This is a genomic window from Bartonella vaga (assembly GCF_037070895.1).
Lineage (GTDB): Bacteria > Pseudomonadota > Alphaproteobacteria > Rhizobiales > Rhizobiaceae > Bartonella.
Window position 1 is genome coordinate 326,265 of the sequence record NZ_JAYMZK010000001.1, and the last position, 20,212, is coordinate 346,476.

The following is a 20,212-nucleotide window of genomic DNA, read 5'->3' on the forward strand; positions in this document are numbered from 1 at the left end:
ATAAAGAGAACAAGGGATCCTTGTCTCGAGCCTCGTGGAGATTCTTGTGGAAAACGATAGAGAAAAGCATTTTTTGTTTGAGTTTGTGTCGCCTGAAAAGATTGTATTTTCAGACCAGGTGACATCTGTTGTTCTTCCTTCAACGTCAGGTGCTTTGACAGTTATGGCGCATCATGCACCTTTGGTGGCAGGTATTGTTTTGGGGAGTGTTCGTGTTTATACTTCTTCAGGGGAAAAACTATTTGCTGTTTGCGGAGGTGTTGCTAATATTACCTTTTCAGGATGCTCTCTTTTGGTAGAGAAAGTCGTTGCCGTTGAGCATCTTTCTTTTGAAGTGTTGGAACAGCAGATTTTGCAAGTTCGAGCCACGTTAGAAGGGGCTTCAAGTGATGAGAGAAATCGTAAGGTGGAAGATTTTTTTCATCAATTGATAGTTGATGATGTTGGGTTAGTTTAGTAGAGGCATAACGGATTGTACGGGAAAAGGCTGACATGAACGGAAAAAAGAGTACGGTTGTGTCTGCTAAAAGAGGAGGGAAGCCTTTTCCTCATCCTGGTGTTATTTTTGCAGGGCCTTTGCCAAAATGCTTTGTTTATATTTTTGCATCTTTTGTTTTGCAATGGGCTTATGGTTTAGGAGCCAATATTGTTCAATCTAACATTTTCTATCTTACGGGCGACTTTCATGCAACTCTGACAGAAACTACATGGCTGGTTGCCGCCTATATGGCACCGAATGTGAGTGTTGCGATCATGTTGATCAAAATCCGCTACCAGTTTGGGCTCCGTGCTTTTGCTGAGTTATCAATCCTTGGTTTTGTCTTTGTTTGTGTTTTGCAGTTATTTGTAACAGATTTACGTTCTGCCCTGATCATTCGTTTTTTTGCTGGTATTGCTGCTGCGCCTTTGGCTTCACTTGCGCTTCTTTATATGATGGAGGCTTTTGCCCCAGCAAAGAAGTTTACCATTGGTCTTAGCTTAAATTATATGAACGCGGCTTTAGCAGCACCTTTATCACGTTTGATTTCGCCTGATTTATTAGAGAGTGGTGGTTTTTCGAGTCTTTCAGCGATGGAAATGGGATTGGTTCTCATTAGTTTGGGATGTATATATGCTCTTCCATTGACCCCTGTGGTACGCAGCAAGGTTATTCAAAAGTTAGATTGGGTGAGCTATAGTTTAATTGCATTCGGTCTTGGGGTTAATGCAGTGATTATGTCTGTTGGCATATTGTATTGGTGGTATGAAACATCGTGGGTTGGTTGGGGGCTTGCGCTTGCTATTTTCTCTTTGACTATTGCGACTATTATTGAACTTAATAGAGAAAAACCGTTAATTGATTTACGCTGGCTTTTCAGTAAAGAGATGGTGCAATCTGTTTTCATTTTATTAGTCTTTCACGTTTTCTTATTAGAGCGATCAAGTTTAGTCGCAGGCTTTTTTCATCTTTTTGGTTTGTTAAATCGTGAAATGATGCCCATGCAGTTTGCGGTTATATTGGGCACTCTTTTAGGAGGAGCAGTTTGTGTCTTTTTTTTACGCGCTGGGCGTGAGGATTATTTTTATCTTTTATCTTTGGGATGTTTAGCGCTCGGAGCTTATTTGGATAGTCACGTAAACCACTTAACGAATCCGCGAGATATGATGTTGAGTCAAGGGTTGGTTAGCTTTAGTTATGCACTTTTTTTGCCTCCTGCTCTTTTTAAGGGATTTGTTATAGCTGGTGAGCGAGGACCACGTTACGTTTTAAGTTTTATTGCTGTTTTCTTGTTAACGCAAGTGACAGGAGGATTGATGGGGTTTGCTTTTTTCAGCAGCTTGCAGTTTTTGTTCGCTCACAAGAATTTTGAGTCTTTAACACAAAGTATTGCTGTCACAGATCCTCTTATTTCAGGCGAGGGGCATAGCTTATTTTCATCCTCTTATATTTCTTCTATTCCGCATGTGGTGGGGGGTGAGCAAGGTGTATTGAGGTTGATTGAAAAATTTAAGTTAACAGCAAATATTTTTGCTTATGATGATGTTTTTCGCCTTTATTTTTATATTGCAACGGTTGTGTTTGCCATTTTTCTTGCAAAGATACTCGTAAAATCACGCTTTTGGGGCGCATTTGAAAAGCAGAGCTCTATTATAGAGGAGGAGTGCAAAAAATGATAAAAGCATTACGCTCAAAAGCGACGGTTGTTGCATTCCTTTCAGGTATTAGTGGTGTTTTACTGATTTTATGGGCTTGGAGGCTTCCTCCTTTCGTCAGTGCAATTCAAATAACTGATAATGCTTCAATTAAGGGCAATGTTGCTTTAGTCAGTTCACAAATCTCTGGGGTAATTGCACGGATTTATGTCCAAGATTATCAGAAGGTTGAAAAGGGAATGCTTTTATTTGAGCTTGATGATTCGCTTTTTCGCCAACAGCTTGCACGGGCGCAGGCTGTTCTAGATTCGAAAGGTGCAAAACTTGCAAGCGTTATCTTGCAGGCTCAAATTTTGCAGGGAGAAATTAATACAGCAGAAGCGGAATTGGCTCGTTCACGAGCATTCTCTAATGTTCTTCCTGGAAGCAAGAAGCTACACTTTAGTGATGCTTCGAGTTCCATTTCCCGTCCTCTTTCGCAATTGTTGGCAGCGCTTGAAACAAAACGTCAATTGCAAAAACAATTGGATCTTGAAAGGCAAAATTTACAATCAGAGGTTGTTGGAGCAAAGGTTAGCGTTGAATTGGCCAAGCTCAATCTGGATCGCACTAAGATTTTATCTCCTAGAACGGGGTATATTGGGTTGGTTGGCGCGCAGGTAGGACAATATGTTGTGCCTGGTACGCAATTGGTGTCGGTCATTTCTGATGATATTTGGATTATTGCTAATTATAAGGAAACGCAACTTTTTCAAATGCGTGTCGGTCAACCTGTTATTTTTTCAGTTGATGCATTGAACAATAAAAAATTAACAGGGCGTGTAGTTCGTTTTGCACCTGCGACAGGTTCAGAATTTTCACTGTTAAAAACGGATACTTCAATTGGCAATTTCATTAAAATTGCGCAACGTGTTTCGGTGCGTATCGCTTTAGATCCTGGACAGGAGGGGGCAGAAAAGCTTATTCCTGGTATGTCTGTGGTTACGTATGTGGATACTTCCCAGCGTGGAATTTCTGGAGGTTAAGACTTTGGGTTTTTTGAGTTTTATTTTTTTACCTTTTCCCTATGGAAAGTGGGTATTCAGTTTAGAGGATTTCATTTGGTTTGTTATGATACATTTCTTTAAACTTTTATTTATGATGACATGAGGCATCGTTTTTCAGGATTTCTGTATAATATACATTTATGCATATTAAAGATATTATGTCTTCCATATCGGAATTCCAGCTTTTTTGCCTCACTCAATTATAGAATAGTCAAGGAAGTTTCAGGGAAGAATTTGCCCTGAGAGCCTATGGAGTGAAGTATATAAGTGGCCAGCAATAAGAATCCAAAGAAATAAGAGGCTTGTTTGTAAATCAGCGCTAGAGAGAGATTCGTCTTTTAGGGCATGTAGGAAATTTATTTTAAATTGAAATGGCTATAGTGTTGTGGAACGTTGTTTAGCTATAAAAGAATGCCCGCTTTTATGTGGGCATTCAAGAGTTTAGTTATTGCTGTGTTGTTAGTTTTTGCGTGTTAATAAGAAGCCAGTTAAAACTAATCCTGCAGCTAATGCGAGGCTTGTTTTAGGGTTTTCTTTTGCTTTTTTCTTCAACTCTTTAGTATGCTCGTTTATGTGGTAAAATGCATGGCAGCCTTTTTGTTTCAATGTGTTAAATATATCAGAGATATTTTCAAAGCTGTTATTATGTGGATGCCAATGACTTACGGGGACAAGTTCACTTTTTAATTGTGCGATGCGTTTTTTAATTTTAGCATTTTTGGCACGGGTTGAAAATAGACACATCTGTTGACTCCTTTATGTGTTATATTGTTTCACGATAGTTGGAATTGTGTTTTGGGTTTTGCTTTATAACGGCTCGAAAATTGAAAGGTTGCATTGATGGTGCTGCTAGTCTGTGGGATTAAAAATAAAAAATTTTGGCTTAATGGGGCAATGTCTTTAATTCATTTTTTTAATTGTACTTTGAAAGCGTTATCATAAATGATGATCGATAGCGTACGTTGTGAAAATTTGAGGACTTGATGAGCACAATGCATTATTTATCTAAACCTCTTGAACGTCGTCGCTCTGTAGCCGTTACAGTTGGTGATGTGGTGGTTGGTGGCCATAACGCAATTGTTGTGCAATCGATGACCAATACTGATACTGCTGATGTTGATGCAACTGTTGCCCAAATTGCTGCTCTTTGGCAGGCAGGTTCGCAATTAGTGCGGATTACCGTTGATCGTGATGAAGCTGCCGCTGCTGTGCCAAAAATACGAGAGCGATTAGAGCGGTTAGGTTTTTTTATACCGTTGGTGGGAGATTTTCATTATATTGGCCACAAGCTTTTATCAGAACATCCTGCATGTGCTGAGGTTCTTGCAAAATATCGAATCAATCCTGGAAATGTTGGTTTTGGCGCAAAAAAGGATCGTCAGTTTGCGGAAATTATAGAGATTGCCTGTCGGTATAATAAGCCTATTCGCATTGGTGTGAATTGGGGATCCCTTGATAATGTGTTGTTGACGCGGCTTATGGATGAAAATGCTAAGCAGAAAAATCCTTTATCTGTTGCTGAAGTCATGCGGGAAGCTGTTGTCCAGTCGGCTTTGCATTCAGCCGCTTTAGCTGAAGAGCTGGGGTTAGGGCGTGATAAAATTATTCTTTCTGCTAAAGTGAGTGATGTCCAAGATCTCATTGCTGTTTATAGTACTTTGGCAGAGCGCTGTGATTATGCACTCCATTTGGGGTTGACAGAAGCGGGAATGGGAACAAAGGGTGTTGTTGCTTCTTCCGTGGCTTTAGGAATTTTGTTACAGCAAGGAATTGGAGATACGATCCGTATTTCATTAACACCTGAACCTGGTGGAGATCGGACACGAGAAGTGAAGGTGGGTCAAGAACTTTTGCAAGTGATGGGGTTTCGGCAATTCTTGCCTGTTGTGACGGCTTGCCCCGGATGTGGGCGCACTACCTCGACAGTATTTCAGCAATTAGCGCAAAAAATTGAAGCGGATTTATACAAAAATATGCCTGTTTGGCGTGAAAAATACCCTGGTGTTGAAAGTTTGAAGGTCGCTGTGATGGGGTGTATCGTCAATGGACCGGGAGAATCAAAACATGCTGATATTGGAATTTCTTTACCCGGAATGGGTGAAAATCCAGCTGCACCCGTTTTTATTGAGGGGCAGAAGGTAAAGACTTTGCGTGGAAACTATATTGCCGAAGAGTTTGAATCGCTCTTAAGTGATTATATTCATACACGATTTGGGGAAGGTTAAAAAACCCGCTAAATGGAGTTGAAGCAAAGAAAATCTTTTATTTTACGTGACAATCTATTTGTGTTTTATTGCTTTGTGCCACATGTGAACTTTTAATTTTTACGTGTTGCATTAAAGCGTGCTGCTTGTTGGAGTGGTTTTGCTTTAGTTCCAAAAGGGTGTAAAAGTGCTTCTGCTTTAGCTATAAGTTCATTTCGCTTTTTTTGTGTTTCTTCAAGGCCATAAAGATGCACAAAAGTGGCTTTTTGTGCTTTTTTATCCTTACCGGCGGTTTTTCCTAGAGCTTCACTGCTGGCGGTTACATCCAGAAGGTCATCTGTTAATTGAAACGCTAAACCGAGATATGTTCCAAAAGCAGCAAGCTTTTCTGTCAATTCTTTAGAAGCATTTCCGATGATTGCTCCTGCTTGGCAAGCAAAGCTTATAAGGGCGGCTGTTTTCATTCGTTGTAGAGTGATAATGTTGGTGCTATCTTGTGGTCTTTTTTCTGCTTCAAGGTCAAGTATTTGACCACCTACCATACCACCAAATCCTGCGGATTGGGCAAGAACTGTGATCAGCTTTATTCTGGTCTCAAAGGGGAATGTACAGGCTTTGTGTGCAATGATTTCAAAGGCAAAAGTCAAGAGAGCGTTGCCTGCTAGAATTGCTGTTGCTTCATCAAATGCTACGTGAACGGTTGGTTTTCCTCGCCGGAGTGTATCGTTATCCATGGCAGGAAGGTCATCATGAATGAGCGAATAACAGTGGACACACTCTAAGGCACATGCGATCTCAAGAGAGTGCTCAACAGGAATATCAAAAAGTGCGGCACTTTGAATAACAAGAAAAGGACGCAGGCGTTTTCCACCATTCAACACACCATGACGTACGGCTTTAATTAAAATTTCAGGACGGGCAATTTCACCATTTTGAACTTGATCAGTTAATAGAATATCAAGACGTTTTTCAACGATGTGAGCATATTTTGCAAGAAGTGTTGTAAATTCATGCATTTTTACTTCCTTTATTTTTGCAAAATAAAACCTAAAAATTTATAAGATAGAGGCTGTGGCTTTTTCTTATTTTAGTAAATTTGGATAGGATTTTTATAAAAAAATTAATTCCCATAGTCACTATATGTTGAGCCCTATTAAAGCAAAACAAAAAATTAAATGAAAGTCTAGCCAAAAGGTTTTAATCAGTGTATAAGTGCATCAAATTTTAGGTGTTTTGATACAAGCATTGTCACTTTTGGCATTGCTTTTTCTATTTTTGTGGATTTGGAGTGTCTTTTTATGGCTGTACCTAAACGAAAAACTTCTCCATCGAAGCGGGGTATGCGCCGTTCGGCTGATGCCCTTAAGGTGCCGACTTATATTGAGGACAAAAACTCTGGTGAGTTGCGTCGTCCTCATCATGTTGATTTGAAAACAGGAATGTATCGCGGACGTTCAGTTTTGGCGCCGAAGGATTGATAGTTTTATCTTTATTATAAATGGTGAACTTCATTTAATTTGTAAGTAAGCGCGTGTGCAGGGAAAGCGTACTTTTTTATTCTCTTAACAGAGGATTGGGTATAGTTTTCCCCGTAGTTATTTGCTTCTTTTATACTTGTTATCTTGGCAGATAATTTGAAAGATTCTGTGTGCACTTGTGTAAGATATATTGTATGCGGTATCGGTAAAAGTTTTTTACCGCTATCGATGCAACAGGGTTGGTAAACAGTATCTTTCTCCTCTACAGCCTTCTTAAGGCGCATAGAGTAAAGAGAGATGAAGGAAGACTGGAATATCAATTTTGTTACGAGGTGTAAGAGTATAATGCAACTCGTGCTCTGTTCAGCTCCACAAGTATATTTTTGGATGGGGAGCTTGGCGGACTTCCTATAAAATGTTCCTTTTTTGTATAAAAAATCGTAGGCAAAAAACCAGCATATCACTGTTTTTGTTTTATTATTAAAAATTTTGGCTTATTTATTATGCGTATTATGCAGCATAGACAGTTTTACTGTTTGCGTTTGTTTCATCACGTTTAGCTTTAAACTCGCGCTTTGATTTTCTTGAGAGATGCATCTCTATAAGATTTACAGCTTCTGTTTCAGAAAGGCTATTAATGACAGCGATTTCGCGTGCCATTCTGTCAAGTGCAGCGGTATAAAGTTGACGTTCAGAATAAGATTGCTCGGGCTGTAGGTTTGAGCGAAAGAGATCACGCACCACTTCAGCAATGCAAATAAGATCTCCAGAATTTATTTTAGCATCATACTCTTGAGCGCGGCGGGACCACATGGCTCGTTTAATGCGTGCTTTCCCATGCAAGGTTTCTAATGCACGTTCAACAGAATCAACGGCAGACAATTTGCGCATTCCAACAGAAATGGCCTTAGCAATTGGTACTTTAACGTCCATTTTATCTTTTGCAAAATGAATGACAAAAAGCTTTAATTTATGTCCTGCAACTTCTTGATCTTCAATTGCTATAATCTGCCCTACTCCGTGGGTAGGGTAGACAATATATTCAGAGGTTGCAAATCCTTTAGCACTGGAAGACGTTCCGTGTTGGGATGCCATATTTTATTTTACTCCCTTAATGACCAAGAAATGTATCGGAAAACAGGCCATAACCTGAATGCTGAGTGCTCTTTAACCAAGTATATATTAAATTTGGCGAGCATAAAAGCTGAGTACTTTTAAATCCAACAAAAATACATTGCTTTACAAAAATAAAGCAAAGAAAAATACCTAGAAAGATGATCATATTTAAATAGTATTAACATCAAAATTTAAATTAATCAATCAGTTCTCTCAGGAATTTTTCTTTTTACAAGAGAATGCTCTCATTTTTTTAGGGTGTGTGCTACGTGTATTGCACCGTTATTATTGTCCATTTCCCGGATTTTCTGAAAAATACTTTTCTAGTTTATTCAAAACGCCATCCATTTCTTTTGCTTGAGGAAGAGGATCTTTGCGGGCGGTTAAATTAGGCCATTTATTTGCATAATGCAGATTAAGCTCTAACCATTTTTCTAACCCTGGCTCTGTATCAGGTTTAATGGCTTCGGCAGGGCATTCTGGTTCGCAGACACCACAATCGATGCATTCATCGGGATGAATGACAAGCATATTTTCACCTTCATAAAAACAATCAACAGGGCAAACTTCAACACAATCTGTATATTTACAATGAATACAATTGTCAGTTACTACATAAGCCAAAATCAAACTCCATTTGCTATTCTAATGGTCTTTAGAGGAAAGTTTATGTGCGTCTTTATCGTTGTTGAGTTGATCGCGTAGCGCAGCTAATTTTGCAAAGGGTGAATCAGGATTAAAGCGTTTTTCTTTTTGAAATGATTTATTATTTGCGCGTTTTGTGTGGGGGCTGTTTTGCTTATAAGAATGTTTTGTTTGTGATGTGGATTTTTGAGGGGTTTTTCCATTTGTGCTTTCCCCTTTTTTAAAAGAATTTTTTGGTTTATTTTGCCACCTGTTTCCAGATTTATCACGCTTTTTAGATGCGTTGTGGTGAAATTGGTGGTTATAATGCCAAAGTAAAACAACTTTTTCTTCTATTGCAACGCGTTTTTGTTTGGCAAAATTACCAACAGGTTCAGCTGCTGGTAAACAATCTGTTGCATTTTGTGGTACTTTAACATAAGTAGCCACAGAATCTTTCTCTCCTTGTGTTGTTTCTACGGCTTTTATTGTTTGCCAGTGATCACCAACGCATTCTGCCGCTTGAATACCTTGTGCCGCCATATCTGTCAGGGGAGCTTCTTTATTTTGAAGGAGTTTTTGTTCAAGAACCGCACTGTTATAGGAGTGTGACTGATAACCAAGTCCTTTTAGAATTTTTTCCAAATCGGTTCTACTGGCTCCAAGAATAGACATCATTGTTGGAGTGATAAAAAAACTTTTGCCATCATAAGCTCCATCGGGTTTTGGTTCTGTCCCTTGCTTCCAATGAAGAGCGGCGCGGATAAGGTTTGCAAGGCGTTCTAAAATATCAATGCGTACAGCGCGCTGTCCTAAAATTTGATAACCAGCTAAATGATAAAATTGGCGATTATACGTAGGATCAATAACCAAGGAAGTTCGTCCTGCAGACAAAGCTGCAAAAATTTCACCAAAACCAGTTTGGTTCTGATCTTCATTTTGTAGGTTCCACAGTAATGTAATGGCTTGAACTGAAGCCGGTTTAAGCATTCCTGTGACATAGATATGGAAAGCTCCAAAACGTACACCTAGCTGTCGGAGTACTGCGCGTGATTCTTGATTAAGATTTTTAACGACTTCAGCTATTTCTCGGCGCGGTAAAATTCCTAAAGAGTTTACCAGTTGTAAGGCAAGATTGCTTGTTGAAGCTGTCAAGCTGTCGGCGTTGCGTAAATCAAACAGTGGTTTTAAAGCCGTTTCGAAATGAAAAGCAACAAAACGCTGTAATCGTTGCACTACGTTATCGCGGGCTTCTCCTGTTAATTGTGTATCTGCTAAAACAATGGGTTCCGGCTTAAAAAAATCCTCTGTTGCAACGAGTTTCCCTACAGGTTGGCCTATCCATCGCACAATTCCATCAGAGCTGAGAGCAAGATCTCCATTGGCGCAAGCGCAAAAACGTGTTGCACGTTTGGAAAAGGCAAGAATCAAATCTTCATTATCTGCTAGATTTTGTGCGTCAGCTGTTTGATCGGTATTGCTCTTGTCGGCGTAAAAACGAAAACCTTCAAATTTTCCACTTCCATATTTTTCAATAAGAACACCATCTTGAAGAGTATCATTCTTTTGAACAATCTTACTATCCATGATCATTTTCTTTCTCAGTGCTATACTGGTAAAAAGCCTATTCTCGAAAATTCCATTATCATACTGCTCCCTTAACACGTTTGTTGCATTTTCTTCAATCACTCTTGTTGTTTTTTGACCCTTCTTTTTGCCACTTTCAACTTTTGGTGTTTATTTTTATTCATTATGGATAAAAATGTATATTTATTACATGTTCTGATTGTATTTTAAAGTTAGAAGAACAAAATAAATTCTTCACTTATAAAGGTAGATAAATCGATAACTAAACAAAATGGCATATATTTTGTCTGATCGTTTAATTTTTTTCCCTGTCCTGAAAATATAAAAAAAGCAGCTTTCTCGAGAATTTCTTGTCGGTGAAAGGTGTCTTGGCATGGTCATTTTGTAAGTGAAACGGCATCTCATGACGATAAGTTTTGCGATTACAATAAAAAAACAATTGCGATTATAAAAATACACGTTAAAGTAGTGTTTATGAAAATAAACAACTTTTACGTTCTTTTTTTACGGAGAACGATGATGTGGTTGGCAAATCAACTTTTATAATTTTAATCGCAAGGGGTTATTATGGGTAATCTTTCAAATGCTGTTTATAAAAGCAGCAAAAATTATAGCGATGCAGACAAAAGCTTGGGACGTGATATGATGCGTTCTGCTATGCAAGCACCTTATCTTGAACGACAAAAAGAGCATGATTTGGCTTTGCGATGGAAAGATAAACGTGATGATGACGCTATGCATCAGATTGCAGCGGCTCATATGCGTTTGGTGATTGCGATTGCTAACCGTTTTAAACGTTTCAAAATGCCGTTGGGGGATCTAGTACAAGAAGGTTATGTCGGACTGCTGGAAGCTGCGGCACGTTTCGAGCCCGATAGAGAGGTGCGTTTTTCGACTTATGCAACATGGTGGATACGCGCTTCTATCCAAGATTATATTTTACGAAATTGGTCTATCGTTCGAGGAGGAACCAGCTCTTCACAAAAAGCTCTTTTCTTTAATCTTCGACGTTTGCGTGCGAAATTGGTACAAAATAACAGTGGTTTAACAAAACAAGATGTCTTTCGCACAATCGCTGAAAAGCTCGGCGTTTCAGTCCGTGATGTTGAAACGATGGATTTTCGGTTTTCTAGTTCTGATAATTCTTTGAGCGTTTCTGTTTCTGAGAACAGTGATAATTCTGTTGCTAAAATGGATGTTCTTGTGGATGATAGTCCTCTTCCTGATGCATTAATTGAGCAAGCCATTGACGGACAACGGCGCACACAGTGGCTTTACGATGCTTTACAAATTCTCAATGAACGGGAGCTTGAAATTATTCGTTTCCGTCGTTTGAATGAAGAGGGAGCTACTTTAGAAGTTTTGGGTGAAAAGTTGGGAATCTCAAAAGAGCGGGTGCGTCAAATTGAAGCTCGAGCTTTGCAAAAGCTGCGCTCTGCATTACTTACAGTTCATTCAGAAGATGCTTATGATATATAAAAATTGGAAAGTTTTTTGCAAAATAAAGCTGAAGTAAAGTTGGGTAATTAGAGGGCGTGTGAGAGCACGGTGAAGTTGCTTTCCAATTCAATTATATCCGTGCGGGAAATATTGCAGAGTGCAGGGTATAATAAAGTGAACAGGGCGGAATCAGGGGTATAGAAAATCATGAAGAAGGTTGAGCTTGCTCTGTAATAATTTTAATGTTTATGCATGCGTGTAAAGTTTAGGCTGGGGAGAGTGCAAAAGGATTTTCCTTTATTGTTGTATTTTGCATTTTATTTGCAAGTGGTGCAACACTATCTCCCTCTACAACTTGAGTAATACAGATTCTTAAAAGTTTTAGCTTTTTTCACTGTAACCCTAAAAGGGGACGAGAACTTTGTACCATTCTTTTTGCAATTGCTTCGAAATTTCGAGAAACATGTGGGGTTGCAGTAAGAAAGTGAAAAACATGTTTGTTAAACAGAAATGACAACCGTATTACATTGCCGTTTCTTATCGGCAGTATAGGTCTGAGTTTCAGGAAGACCTCAAATAGTGTTTGGGTGAATAGATGATTTATCCGGCTTTGCAATCCACCCTCTTTTCAAACATTTCATCTCACCTGAGTGTGAACCAGCAGAAAAATGAATGGCAATCTTCTCTGGCTTACTGACCCAAACAATGTGCATCGAGCTTTTTATTGTGGACTGATCGGGCATGGAAAACGCTACGCGCAAATGCAGGTGAATAAATTGGTTCTTTTATATGTAACCTTTATGAAAGCTACCATAAAATCATATCATAAAAGAGTCGTTATCAGTGTCTTTAACATTATCTGTACTGATTTTACATTCTTTTTCTATGGCAGATCGAATCCGTTACAGAGGAATTGGATGCGTCGCTAGAAAATCTAAGGAGGCATTTTTGGCGTCTGAGATATTACGAAAAACGCTATCTGCTTCTATTGGAAAAAGCATGGGAATGAAAACAGATAATATCCTGCCTTATTTGAGCATTTCAGGTGCAATATAATCAATTGATTTGTAGTTCCTTATTGTGTGAAAACTGTGCGAGGTGTTGCTATTGTCTTCAATGGAGCTGGGAAGCTTTCTTTCGGAAATGAGAGAGAGGGTGTGAGGACATGCGATTTGTTATCTTCAATTAGGTGACTTTTGGCAGGTGTAAAATGCCGTGATTGTCAGTAATATGAGCTATTTATTCATGGATTAAATGTTGGCTGCGACTTGTAAAGAAGCAATTGGCCAATGCTTCTAGCATATCGCGGATTGTGTAGAAGAGCTGTTTAGGTGAGAAAATACATTGCTTTGTGCTAGTTTAAAGCTTTTACAGAGTAGGTTTTATAAGAATTTGGTGATCCAATAGCAAGATTATGCAATAATATTTTCGAACAGCTATTTAAGTTTTGCGTCATGATGTTCACCTTAAAATACAGGAACATTGGATAGGATAGTACTTAATATAGTACTTAATAACGAAAGGGCTTTTTAGAAAGGATTCTCTTGGTTATATGACGGATTGTCATTTATAAAAGTGGTTATTTGATAAAAAGACGCTATAAAGGGATATGTTGCGAAAGGCATAGGGTGGAATGGCGACATTTACAATATTGTTAGATGGAGATATCCGGATCACGGATCGTTTGCGCAATCAAATTCGTAATAGCAGAGTGATCGCTGCTGATGGTGGAATGCGTCATGCAGAAGCGCTAAATGTGATTCCTGAGCTGTGGTTGGGGGATTTTGATTCATCTGATCAGGCTTTAATCCATAAATATAGTAATGTTACGCGTGAGGTTTTTCCTGCTGATAAAGATATGACCGATTGTGCTCTTGCATGTGAGAAAGCTTTGCAAAAAGGAGTGACAAAGCTTATTTTGTGTGGTGCTTTTGGAGGTGAAAGAAGCGATCATAGTCTTTCTCATATGACGCAAGCACTGCTTTTGTCCGAAAAAGGCATATCAGTGCTGTTGACGAGCGGTTTTGAGGAAGGGTGGCCGGTTTTGTCAGAGCCTTTTTCATGTGATCTACCTGAGGGTTGTTTGTTTAGTATTATCGGTTTTTCTGATTTACAAGGATTAACCTTATCAGGTGTAAAATGGCCTCTTTATAATAAAAACATATCGTTTGGGTCTTCTTTGACACTTTCTAACCGTGTTTGTGGAACCTTTTCTTGTCATTTAGGTTCTGGAAAAGCTATATTGTTAGCGTTTTTACCCATTCCATAAAGCTTTTCCGGTTATATATATTTAAAGTGGGAGAGAGGATAGAGTGATTAAGTGCTGGCATGAATGATATGGATGTATTGATTTCAAGAAGGAAAGGTTTTTTTATGTTAAAATCAATTTTAAAAGTAGCTATCGTTTCGGTGATTGGTTTAAGTTCTGTGGCTTGTTCTGTTAATGACGAGCGCGTTGCGCGTTATGGCGTTGGGGGAGCAGCTTTAGGTGCTTTGGCAGGAACTGCAATTGCTGGAAGTACTCCTGAAGCAGCCATTGCCGGTGCAGCAGTTGGTGCTGTAGCAGGGTCAGTAACAGGCGCTGCTGTAAATCAGAAAAGACAGAAAAGACAAATGGCTACTCAGCCTGCATTGTTGTGTACGTATCGTACCCGTGAAGGTAGGATTTATCAAGTACCTTGTGCTCAAAGAGTACAGACGCCAAAATTATGCGTTTACCGCGATAAAAGAGGCGTTGTGTATCAGGCACCTTGTCATAGATATGTTCATTAATGGCAGTACCGTTGCTGCGGCTTGACCGCATTTTCTTAACCTTTGGAACAAGTCCTTTGCTCAACCAGGTTTGCTTATCGGTTGAGCAGGGGGCGCGTATTGCTCTGGTGGGGCGTAATGGTTGTGGCAAATCAACACTGTTGAAAATTGCCGCTGGAATAATAGAGCCGAGCGGTGGGGAAATTTTTTGCCACCCTCGGGTTACTATTCGTTACGTTACACAAAATCCTGATTTTTCAGGCTTTGAAGATATTCAAGCTTATATAGAAGCTGGTCTGGATGATGTGCCTGATGTGCAGTGGATAAATATGCTTTACAGCAATCTTGGTTTTTCAGGGAATGAAAAGTTAGCGATGCTTTCTGGTGGTGAAAAACGGCGCGTTTCGTTGTTACGAGCCATTGCAGCAAAACCAGATATTCTTCTCTTAGATGAACCAACAAATCATCTTGATTTACCAACCATTGAGTGGCTAGAAAGTGTTTTATGTTCTTTACGTTCAGCGATTGTGGTGATTTCGCATGATCGGCGGTTTCTAGAAAATGTCACTTGTTCGACAATTTGGCTTGATCGTGGTACGGCAAAAAGACTGGAAATGCGTTTTTCGGATTTTGAAAAATGGCGTGATAAGGTGCTTGAAGAGGAAGCTCTAGATCAACACAAATTGGGGCGACAAATTACGCGTGAAGAACAATGGTTGCGCTATGGGGTGACGGCTCGGCGGAAACGTAATGTGCGCCGTTTAGCAGCGTTAAAAGAATTACGACAGCTTCATAACACTTATAAAGGCTCACCTAAAAGCGCGTCTTTAGCGGCTGCAAAAAGCCATGATTCTGGGCAATTGGTGCTTGAAGCGAAGCGAATTTCAAAATCTTATGGTGATCGTGTTATTATAAAAGATTTCTCTTTGCGCATTCAGCGCGGTGATAGGATTGGTCTGGTTGGTCCCAATGGTATAGGAAAGACAACTTTGCTTTCTGCTCTGATCGGGAATGAAGCGGTCGATAGTGGTACGGTGAAGCATGGGTATAATTTATCTATGGCGCTTCTTGATCAACAGCGTATTGTAAATGGAGAAGAGACTTTAGCGCATTATTTAACCGGTGGTAGGGGAGATACTCTCCTGATCAATGGACAAGAGCGGCATGTTGTTTCTTATATGAAAGACTTTTTGTTTTTGCCTGAACAAGCACGTACACCACTTAAAGAATTTTCAGGTGGAGAAAGAGCTCGCCTCATGCTTGCTCGACTTCTTTCGCGTCCCGCAAATTTTTTAATTCTCGATGAACCAACCAATGATTTAGATATGGAAACTTTGGATTTATTGCAAGAGTTCATCGCTGATTTTGCTGGAACCGTGTTATTGGTGAGCCATGACAGAGACTTTTTAGATCGAACTGTGACCCGGATGTTGGCACCCAAAGGCGATGGTCAGTGGATTTTGTACGCTGGCGGCTATAGTGATATGATGGCACAAAACAAGGAAGCTGCACTGTTACAGCGTAAAGAGTCGCCAAAGCCTCGTGCACGGGAGCATACAAAAAATATTTCATCACCAAAAAGAACAACGGCGCGTAAATTGTCTTACAAACAAATTTATGCGCTAGAAAAACTACCTGAACAAATCGCTACTTTGCAAAATGAAATTAAAAAAATTGAACAAGAGCTCTCTGATCCAGCACTATATTGTTGTGACAAAGATCGTTTCGCGTGTTTATCGGCAGCACTGGAAGAGAAGAGAAATATATGCACGCAAAAAGAAGAAGAATGGTTGGAACTTGAACTTTTACGCGAAGAGATAGAAAAGGACACGTGCCCGTGCTAACTCATGCCAAGTGCATCTTTATAAAGTTGGATGACTGCTTCTTCTTCCATTCTTTCATGATCTTCTTTTTTACGTAATCTTATAATACTCCGAACAGCCTTGCTATCGAAGCCTGAGCCTTTGAGTTCGGCGTAAACTTCTTTAATATCATCGGAAATATTTTTCTTTTCTTCTTCTAGTCGTTCAATACGTTCAATAAAAGCGCGTAATTGGTTTGTGGATAGAGCGTGTGTTTGATCAGTCACTGTGTTCATTGCATTTTTCTCCGGCTTATTTGCTTTAAGCTTTTTGTATGATGATAAATTTCTACTGAGCAAGCTTGAAAAACAGAAAGTCAATCAAGCTGTGCATTTTATTTACAAAGTGATTTTAAATATTTTGTAAAAGTTTAAAATATATGCATTGATAAAAAACTGTAAGAAGCGGAAAAAATAAAAATACACTTAATGTGGTTTCTAAAGCTATCAAAAAAAAGAAAAGAGATGTATGCTTTGCTTTAATGGTTAACCTTGGAAAGGAAGTTTTGTGATTGCTAGAAAACAGCTCTGGGTTTCTCAAAGAGAAATGAGGGCTTTTCTCTTGAGCTTTTTGCTCTTTTTTTCATTTACTGCTTTTGCAAAGGCTGATTTTAGGGTTTGTAATACGACTCAGCAGTCTGTTGGTGTAGCTATTGGTTATCGTACGTTTTCAGGTTGGGTGAGCGAAGGATGGTGGGTTGTGCCAGTGACAGAATGTAAAACATTAATCGAAGGACCACTTTCTTCACGGTTTTATTATTTGTATGCGGAGGGAGCACAGAAAAAAGGAAATTGGTCCGGCTCTATAACCATGTGTGTGCAAGATAGCCAATTTACTATTCAAGGCGTTCATGATTGTTTTCCCCGTGGTTATCAAAAGGCTGCGTTTCAGGAAATTGATACAGGCAATCAAACTAGTTGGACGGTACAATTAACGGATATGCCCTTGTTTAATGATTCGTCTGTACATTCTCCCTCTCTTTCAGGAGATTCTCTGTTGTGAAGCGTGCACGTAAAGTAAAAATTATTGCCACTCTTGGTCCTTCTTCTTTTTCCACTTCGATGATTACAAAGCTTTTTATGGCGGGAGCGGATGTTTTTCGTCTTAATATGAGCCACACTGACTGTGAAATGATGTGTGATTTGGTGAAGCGTATACGAGATGTTGAAAAAATTGTTTGTCGGCCAATCGGTATTTTAGTGGATCTACAGGGGCCAAAATTACGTGTTGGCTGTTTTGCTAAAGGTCAAGAGGATCTTGTTATCGGGCAAAGGTTTACATTAGATGATCGTGATGTGCTTGGCGATGCACAGCGTGTTTTTTTTCCACACGGTGATGTGTTAGCAGCTGTTAAACCAGGAGATCGGCTGTTAATTGATGATGGAAAGCTAGAACTGCATGCTGAAGTGTGTGATGGCCACTCTGTTCATTGCCGTGTAGTTGCTGGAACTCGTATTTTTGATCGAAAAGGTGTGAGCTTTCCTGATACGGTTTTGCCTTTTGGTTCCATGACGCCCAAAGATAAAAATGATCTTCAAGCTATTTTGGAACAGCCTGTTGATTGGGTTGCACTTTCTTTTATCCAGCGTCCAGAAGATATTATGGAAGTGCGTCGATTGACAAAAAGCAAAGTATCTTTGATGGCTAAAATAGAAAAACCTCAAGCTTTGGAGCACATAGATAAGATTATTGATGTTTCCGATGGTATTATGATTGCACGGGGCGATCTCGGAGTGGAAATGCCGTTGGAAAGGCTTCCTGTACTTCAGATGGAGCTAATAAAAGCCTGTCGTTTAGCGGGAAAGCCTGTTGTGGTGGCTACACAAATGCTCGAGTCCATGATTACATCTTCTGTTCCGACACGTGCAGAGGTTTCTGATGTTGCTACAGCAGTTTATGCTGGGAGTGATGCTGTGATGTTGTCTGCTGAATCTGCGTCTGGTCTTTATCCTGAAGAAGCTGTGCTTATGATGGATCGCATTGCTCGGCAAATCGAACAAGATCGCACTTATGCAGAGATAGTTGGAACGCAGCGTGGGGCACCTGAATCAACGGGAACAGATGCGATTTCTCTTGCAGCACGGCAAATTGCAGAAACTCTTCAATTAGCGGCCATCGTTGCCTATACCGCTTCAGGTACAACGGGTGTGCGTGTATCACGTGAGCGTCCAAACAGACCCATTATCGCGTTATCGCCCATCGTGGAAACAGCGCGGCGCTTGGCTTTAGTTTGGGGATTGCATTGTGTGGTTACCGAAGATGCGCGTGATTTGGAGGATATGGTCGATCGTGCAGCGGCGATTGCTTTTCAAGAAGACTTTTGTTGTAGAGGGGATCGATTCCTTGTGATCGCGGGGGTTCCACTTGGTACGCCTGGTGCTACGAACTTATTGCGTATTGCTTCTGTCTCTCAAGATGGGAAAAAAGGCGTTTGAGTGTTTGTGCACGATGCTCTTTTATTTTTTTCCTCTCTGGGAAGAGCGTGTACGCACAAGGGTGCTTGATGTGTGTATAACTGTTTATGTTGGGAGCGTATGATGTTCTCTACTGAATCCGATGCTTTTCTTTATCCTGTAAAAGCCGTGCTTATGCTTATGACGAATCGGAGCATTTAACCGAGATATTTACTGTGAATCATTCTTGAATTTATGCACATTGTCTTTTTAGATATTTTTTGAACAGCCTTATCTATTATACTATAAATATATTGATTTATAATGATAATTTATTACTTGTTCAACTTAAATAAGAACTTTGAAGACAAGCATACTTTCTCGTTTCAACCCCCTATTCAGAATCGGAAAAACATTTCCTGACATGTTACAAAAGCAGCTTGCGCAATGAATAAAACTGCTTGCAACAAGGAATTAATGTGTCGCTCATTAAATGTGTGAATACACGAGCAGCTGCAACATTGAAAGAAGGTAAATAGAATGCTACTGCTGCTGGTTTATTATTTCATAAGTGTAAAAATGACAGTGGCCTGTAGATCCCTGTTCATAGGGAAATGTTTTTGTGTAGCAGAAGCTGTATAAATAAAATATAAGCACAGCTTTTTTCTTGGAAAATATTTCCTTTATGTTTTAGTAAGTTACACGATTGTTTATAATTATGCTGATCCTTTAAAATTATATCGTTTGTTGGTTTAAGAATTGAGATACTTTTATGAATTTTCCTATTTTGGAACCTCGATATTGTTTTGCTCATATTTGAGCAATTGATTGGTAAGCTTTTCAATGCGTTCAGTTGTGTCTTGCATGATTTTTTCCATGGTGCGATCTCTTTCATTATGTAGTCGTAAAAGAGTCTCGTTTTCTTCTTGTAATTTTTTATTTTCGCGTTTTATTTCTTCCATTTCATCAATAATCATAATGCCAGCCATAACCGATAAGCGATGATCGCCAATCTCACCAAAATTTTTCTTCAAATATGAGATATATTGATCTAATCGAGCTGCAAGCTCAATAAGGTGCTGCTCTTGTCCTTCATCGCAAGCCATGCGATAAACCTTACCATCAATGGTAACGGAAACAGTTTCCATACATTTTAACCTTTATCTATCAATTACAACACGAATCGTTTCCATTGCTTTAATCAAGCGTTTTGAAACTTCTTTATTCACCGCTTCTAGACGTTCGACGTTGGCTTCAGCTTTATCAAGCGCTTGGGCAAGATGACTGCGATCAGCGTTTATTTGCTGTATTTCTTCTTCCCATTCATTATTTTTATCAATCACAGCATTGCGATTTATAATGGTGATCTCTAAAGTTCTTAGTGCTTTTTCCAATTGCTCTACAGCGTGTGATAGAACCGTAGTCTCTTGGTTCATGATGCTTTTTCCTTTGGGTGATTGTATCTTTTATCACTTTTTTATAGAAAAACGAATCATTCGTTTTCTTTTTTTACGTAAATTTTATTTTTAAGTATGTAGAGCATTTTAGCAAGCAAAGCAGGGAATAGATATTAATTAA

At 39.3% G+C, this 20,212-nt stretch carries 21 protein-coding genes; 12 read left to right on the plus strand and 9 right to left on the minus strand.

The window, feature by feature from the left end; translation table 11 throughout:
- Positions 1-46: 46 nt before the first annotated feature.
- The 3 genes from WCP76_RS01360 to WCP76_RS01370 are packed head-to-tail and all read left to right on the plus strand — an operon-like array spanning position 47 to position 3,158.
- Positions 47-457, plus strand: a complete 411-nt coding sequence (locus WCP76_RS01360; protein WP_336293895.1) for a F0F1 ATP synthase subunit delta/epsilon — start codon at positions 47-49, stop codon at positions 455-457.
- Positions 458-492: 35 nt separating this feature from the next.
- The gene (locus tag WCP76_RS01365; protein ID WP_336293896.1) at positions 493-2,154 is read left to right on the plus strand and encodes an MFS transporter; all 1,662 of its coding nucleotides are present in this window, start codon (positions 493-495) and stop codon (positions 2,152-2,154) included.
- Positions 2,151-3,158, plus strand: a complete 1,008-nt coding sequence (locus WCP76_RS01370; RefSeq protein WP_336293897.1) for an HlyD family secretion protein — start codon at positions 2,151-2,153, stop codon at positions 3,156-3,158. The genes WCP76_RS01365 and WCP76_RS01370 overlap by 4 nt, the downstream gene beginning before the upstream one ends.
- A 480-nt stretch (positions 3,159-3,638) precedes the next feature.
- Here the strand turns inward: WCP76_RS01370 and WCP76_RS01375 are convergent, their stop codons facing one another.
- Positions 3,639-3,923 carry a hypothetical protein gene (locus WCP76_RS01375; RefSeq protein WP_336293898.1) on the minus strand — a complete coding sequence of 95 codons (285 nt, stop codon included), beginning with the start codon at positions 3,921-3,923 and terminating at the stop codon, positions 3,639-3,641.
- A gap of 239 nt (positions 3,924-4,162) precedes the next feature.
- Between WCP76_RS01375 and ispG the strand changes: the two genes are divergently transcribed.
- The gene (gene ispG, locus WCP76_RS01380; RefSeq protein ID WP_336293899.1) at positions 4,163-5,404 is read left to right on the plus strand and encodes a flavodoxin-dependent (E)-4-hydroxy-3-methylbut-2-enyl-diphosphate synthase; all 1,242 of its coding nucleotides are present in this window, start codon (positions 4,163-4,165) and stop codon (positions 5,402-5,404) included.
- 92 nt (positions 5,405-5,496) lie between these two features.
- Here the strand turns inward: ispG and WCP76_RS01385 are convergent, their stop codons facing one another.
- Positions 5,497-6,399 carry a polyprenyl synthetase family protein gene (locus WCP76_RS01385; RefSeq protein ID WP_336293901.1) on the minus strand — a complete coding sequence of 301 codons (903 nt, stop codon included), beginning with the start codon at positions 6,397-6,399 and terminating at the stop codon, positions 5,497-5,499.
- Positions 6,400-6,681: 282 nt separating this feature from the next.
- Between WCP76_RS01385 and rpmF the strand changes: the two genes are divergently transcribed.
- The gene (gene rpmF / locus WCP76_RS01390; protein ID WP_336293902.1) at positions 6,682-6,861 is read left to right on the plus strand and encodes a 50S ribosomal protein L32; all 180 of its coding nucleotides are present in this window, start codon (positions 6,682-6,684) and stop codon (positions 6,859-6,861) included.
- 510 nt (positions 6,862-7,371) lie between these two features.
- On the opposite strand, the gene WCP76_RS01395 is transcribed toward rpmF, so the two are convergent.
- From WCP76_RS01395 to WCP76_RS01405, 3 genes are all read right to left on the minus strand, one after another.
- Entirely contained in the window at positions 7,372-7,956 is a 585-nt protein-coding gene (locus tag WCP76_RS01395) for a CarD family transcriptional regulator (RefSeq protein ID WP_336293903.1), read from the minus strand.
- A gap of 306 nt (positions 7,957-8,262) precedes the next feature.
- The gene (gene fdxA / locus WCP76_RS01400; protein WP_336293904.1) at positions 8,263-8,601 is read right to left on the minus strand and encodes a ferredoxin FdxA; all 339 of its coding nucleotides are present in this window, start codon (positions 8,599-8,601) and stop codon (positions 8,263-8,265) included.
- Between the two features lie 21 nt (positions 8,602-8,622).
- Entirely contained in the window at positions 8,623-10,188 is a 1,566-nt protein-coding gene (locus tag WCP76_RS01405; protein WP_336293905.1) for a hypothetical protein, read from the minus strand.
- Between the two features lie 567 nt (positions 10,189-10,755).
- Between WCP76_RS01405 and WCP76_RS01410 the strand changes: the two genes are divergently transcribed.
- Positions 10,756-11,667 (plus strand): RNA polymerase factor sigma-32, encoded by a 912-nt coding sequence (locus tag WCP76_RS01410; RefSeq protein WP_336293906.1) that lies wholly within the window; start codon positions 10,756-10,758, stop codon positions 11,665-11,667.
- Positions 11,668-12,200: 533 nt separating this feature from the next.
- Here the strand turns inward: WCP76_RS01410 and WCP76_RS01415 are convergent.
- The gene (locus WCP76_RS01415) at positions 12,201-12,371 is read right to left on the minus strand and encodes a hypothetical protein (protein ID WP_336293907.1); all 171 of its coding nucleotides are present in this window, start codon (positions 12,369-12,371) and stop codon (positions 12,201-12,203) included.
- Between the two features lie 100 nt (positions 12,372-12,471).
- Here WCP76_RS01415 and WCP76_RS01420 point away from each other — a divergent pair, with 100 nt between their 5' ends.
- From WCP76_RS01420 to WCP76_RS01435, 4 genes are all read left to right on the plus strand, one after another.
- Positions 12,472-12,684 carry a hypothetical protein gene (locus tag WCP76_RS01420; protein WP_336293908.1) on the plus strand — a complete coding sequence of 71 codons (213 nt, stop codon included), beginning with the start codon at positions 12,472-12,474 and terminating at the stop codon, positions 12,682-12,684.
- Between the two features lie 577 nt (positions 12,685-13,261).
- On the plus strand, positions 13,262-13,897 hold the full coding sequence (locus tag WCP76_RS01425) for a thiamine diphosphokinase (protein ID WP_336293909.1): 636 nt from the start codon (positions 13,262-13,264) through the stop codon (positions 13,895-13,897).
- Positions 13,898-14,001: 104 nt separating this feature from the next.
- A complete protein-coding gene (locus tag WCP76_RS01430; RefSeq protein ID WP_336293910.1) occupies positions 14,002-14,400 on the plus strand; it encodes a YMGG-like glycine zipper-containing protein in 399 nt (132 codons plus the stop codon).
- Positions 14,400-16,223 carry an ABC-F family ATP-binding cassette domain-containing protein gene (locus WCP76_RS01435; RefSeq protein ID WP_336293911.1) on the plus strand — a complete coding sequence of 608 codons (1,824 nt, stop codon included), beginning with the start codon at positions 14,400-14,402 and terminating at the stop codon, positions 16,221-16,223. The genes WCP76_RS01430 and WCP76_RS01435 overlap by 1 nt, the downstream gene beginning before the upstream one ends.
- Here WCP76_RS01435 and WCP76_RS01440 read toward each other — a convergent pair.
- Positions 16,220-16,477 (minus strand): DUF2312 domain-containing protein, encoded by a 258-nt coding sequence (locus WCP76_RS01440; RefSeq protein WP_336293912.1) that lies wholly within the window; start codon positions 16,475-16,477, stop codon positions 16,220-16,222. The genes WCP76_RS01435 and WCP76_RS01440 overlap by 4 nt on opposite strands.
- A gap of 310 nt (positions 16,478-16,787) precedes the next feature.
- Between WCP76_RS01440 and WCP76_RS01445 the strand changes: the two genes are divergently transcribed.
- Positions 16,788-17,243 (plus strand): DUF1036 domain-containing protein, encoded by a 456-nt coding sequence (locus WCP76_RS01445; protein ID WP_442894700.1) that lies wholly within the window; start codon positions 16,788-16,790, stop codon positions 17,241-17,243.
- Positions 17,240-18,676 (plus strand): pyruvate kinase, encoded by a 1,437-nt coding sequence (gene pyk, locus WCP76_RS01450; RefSeq protein WP_336293915.1) that lies wholly within the window; start codon positions 17,240-17,242, stop codon positions 18,674-18,676. The genes WCP76_RS01445 and pyk overlap by 4 nt, the downstream gene beginning before the upstream one ends.
- Positions 18,677-19,416: 740 nt before the next feature.
- Here the strand turns inward: pyk and WCP76_RS01455 are convergent.
- Together WCP76_RS01455 and WCP76_RS01460 are read right to left on the minus strand one after the other, a co-directional pair.
- The gene (locus WCP76_RS01455; RefSeq protein WP_336293917.1) at positions 19,417-19,782 is read right to left on the minus strand and encodes a cell division protein ZapA; all 366 of its coding nucleotides are present in this window, start codon (positions 19,780-19,782) and stop codon (positions 19,417-19,419) included.
- Between the two features lie 12 nt (positions 19,783-19,794).
- Positions 19,795-20,070, minus strand: coding sequence for a DUF4164 family protein (locus WCP76_RS01460; protein WP_336293919.1), 276 nt, complete (start codon positions 20,068-20,070; stop codon positions 19,795-19,797).
- Positions 20,071-20,212: the final 142 nt, after the last annotated feature.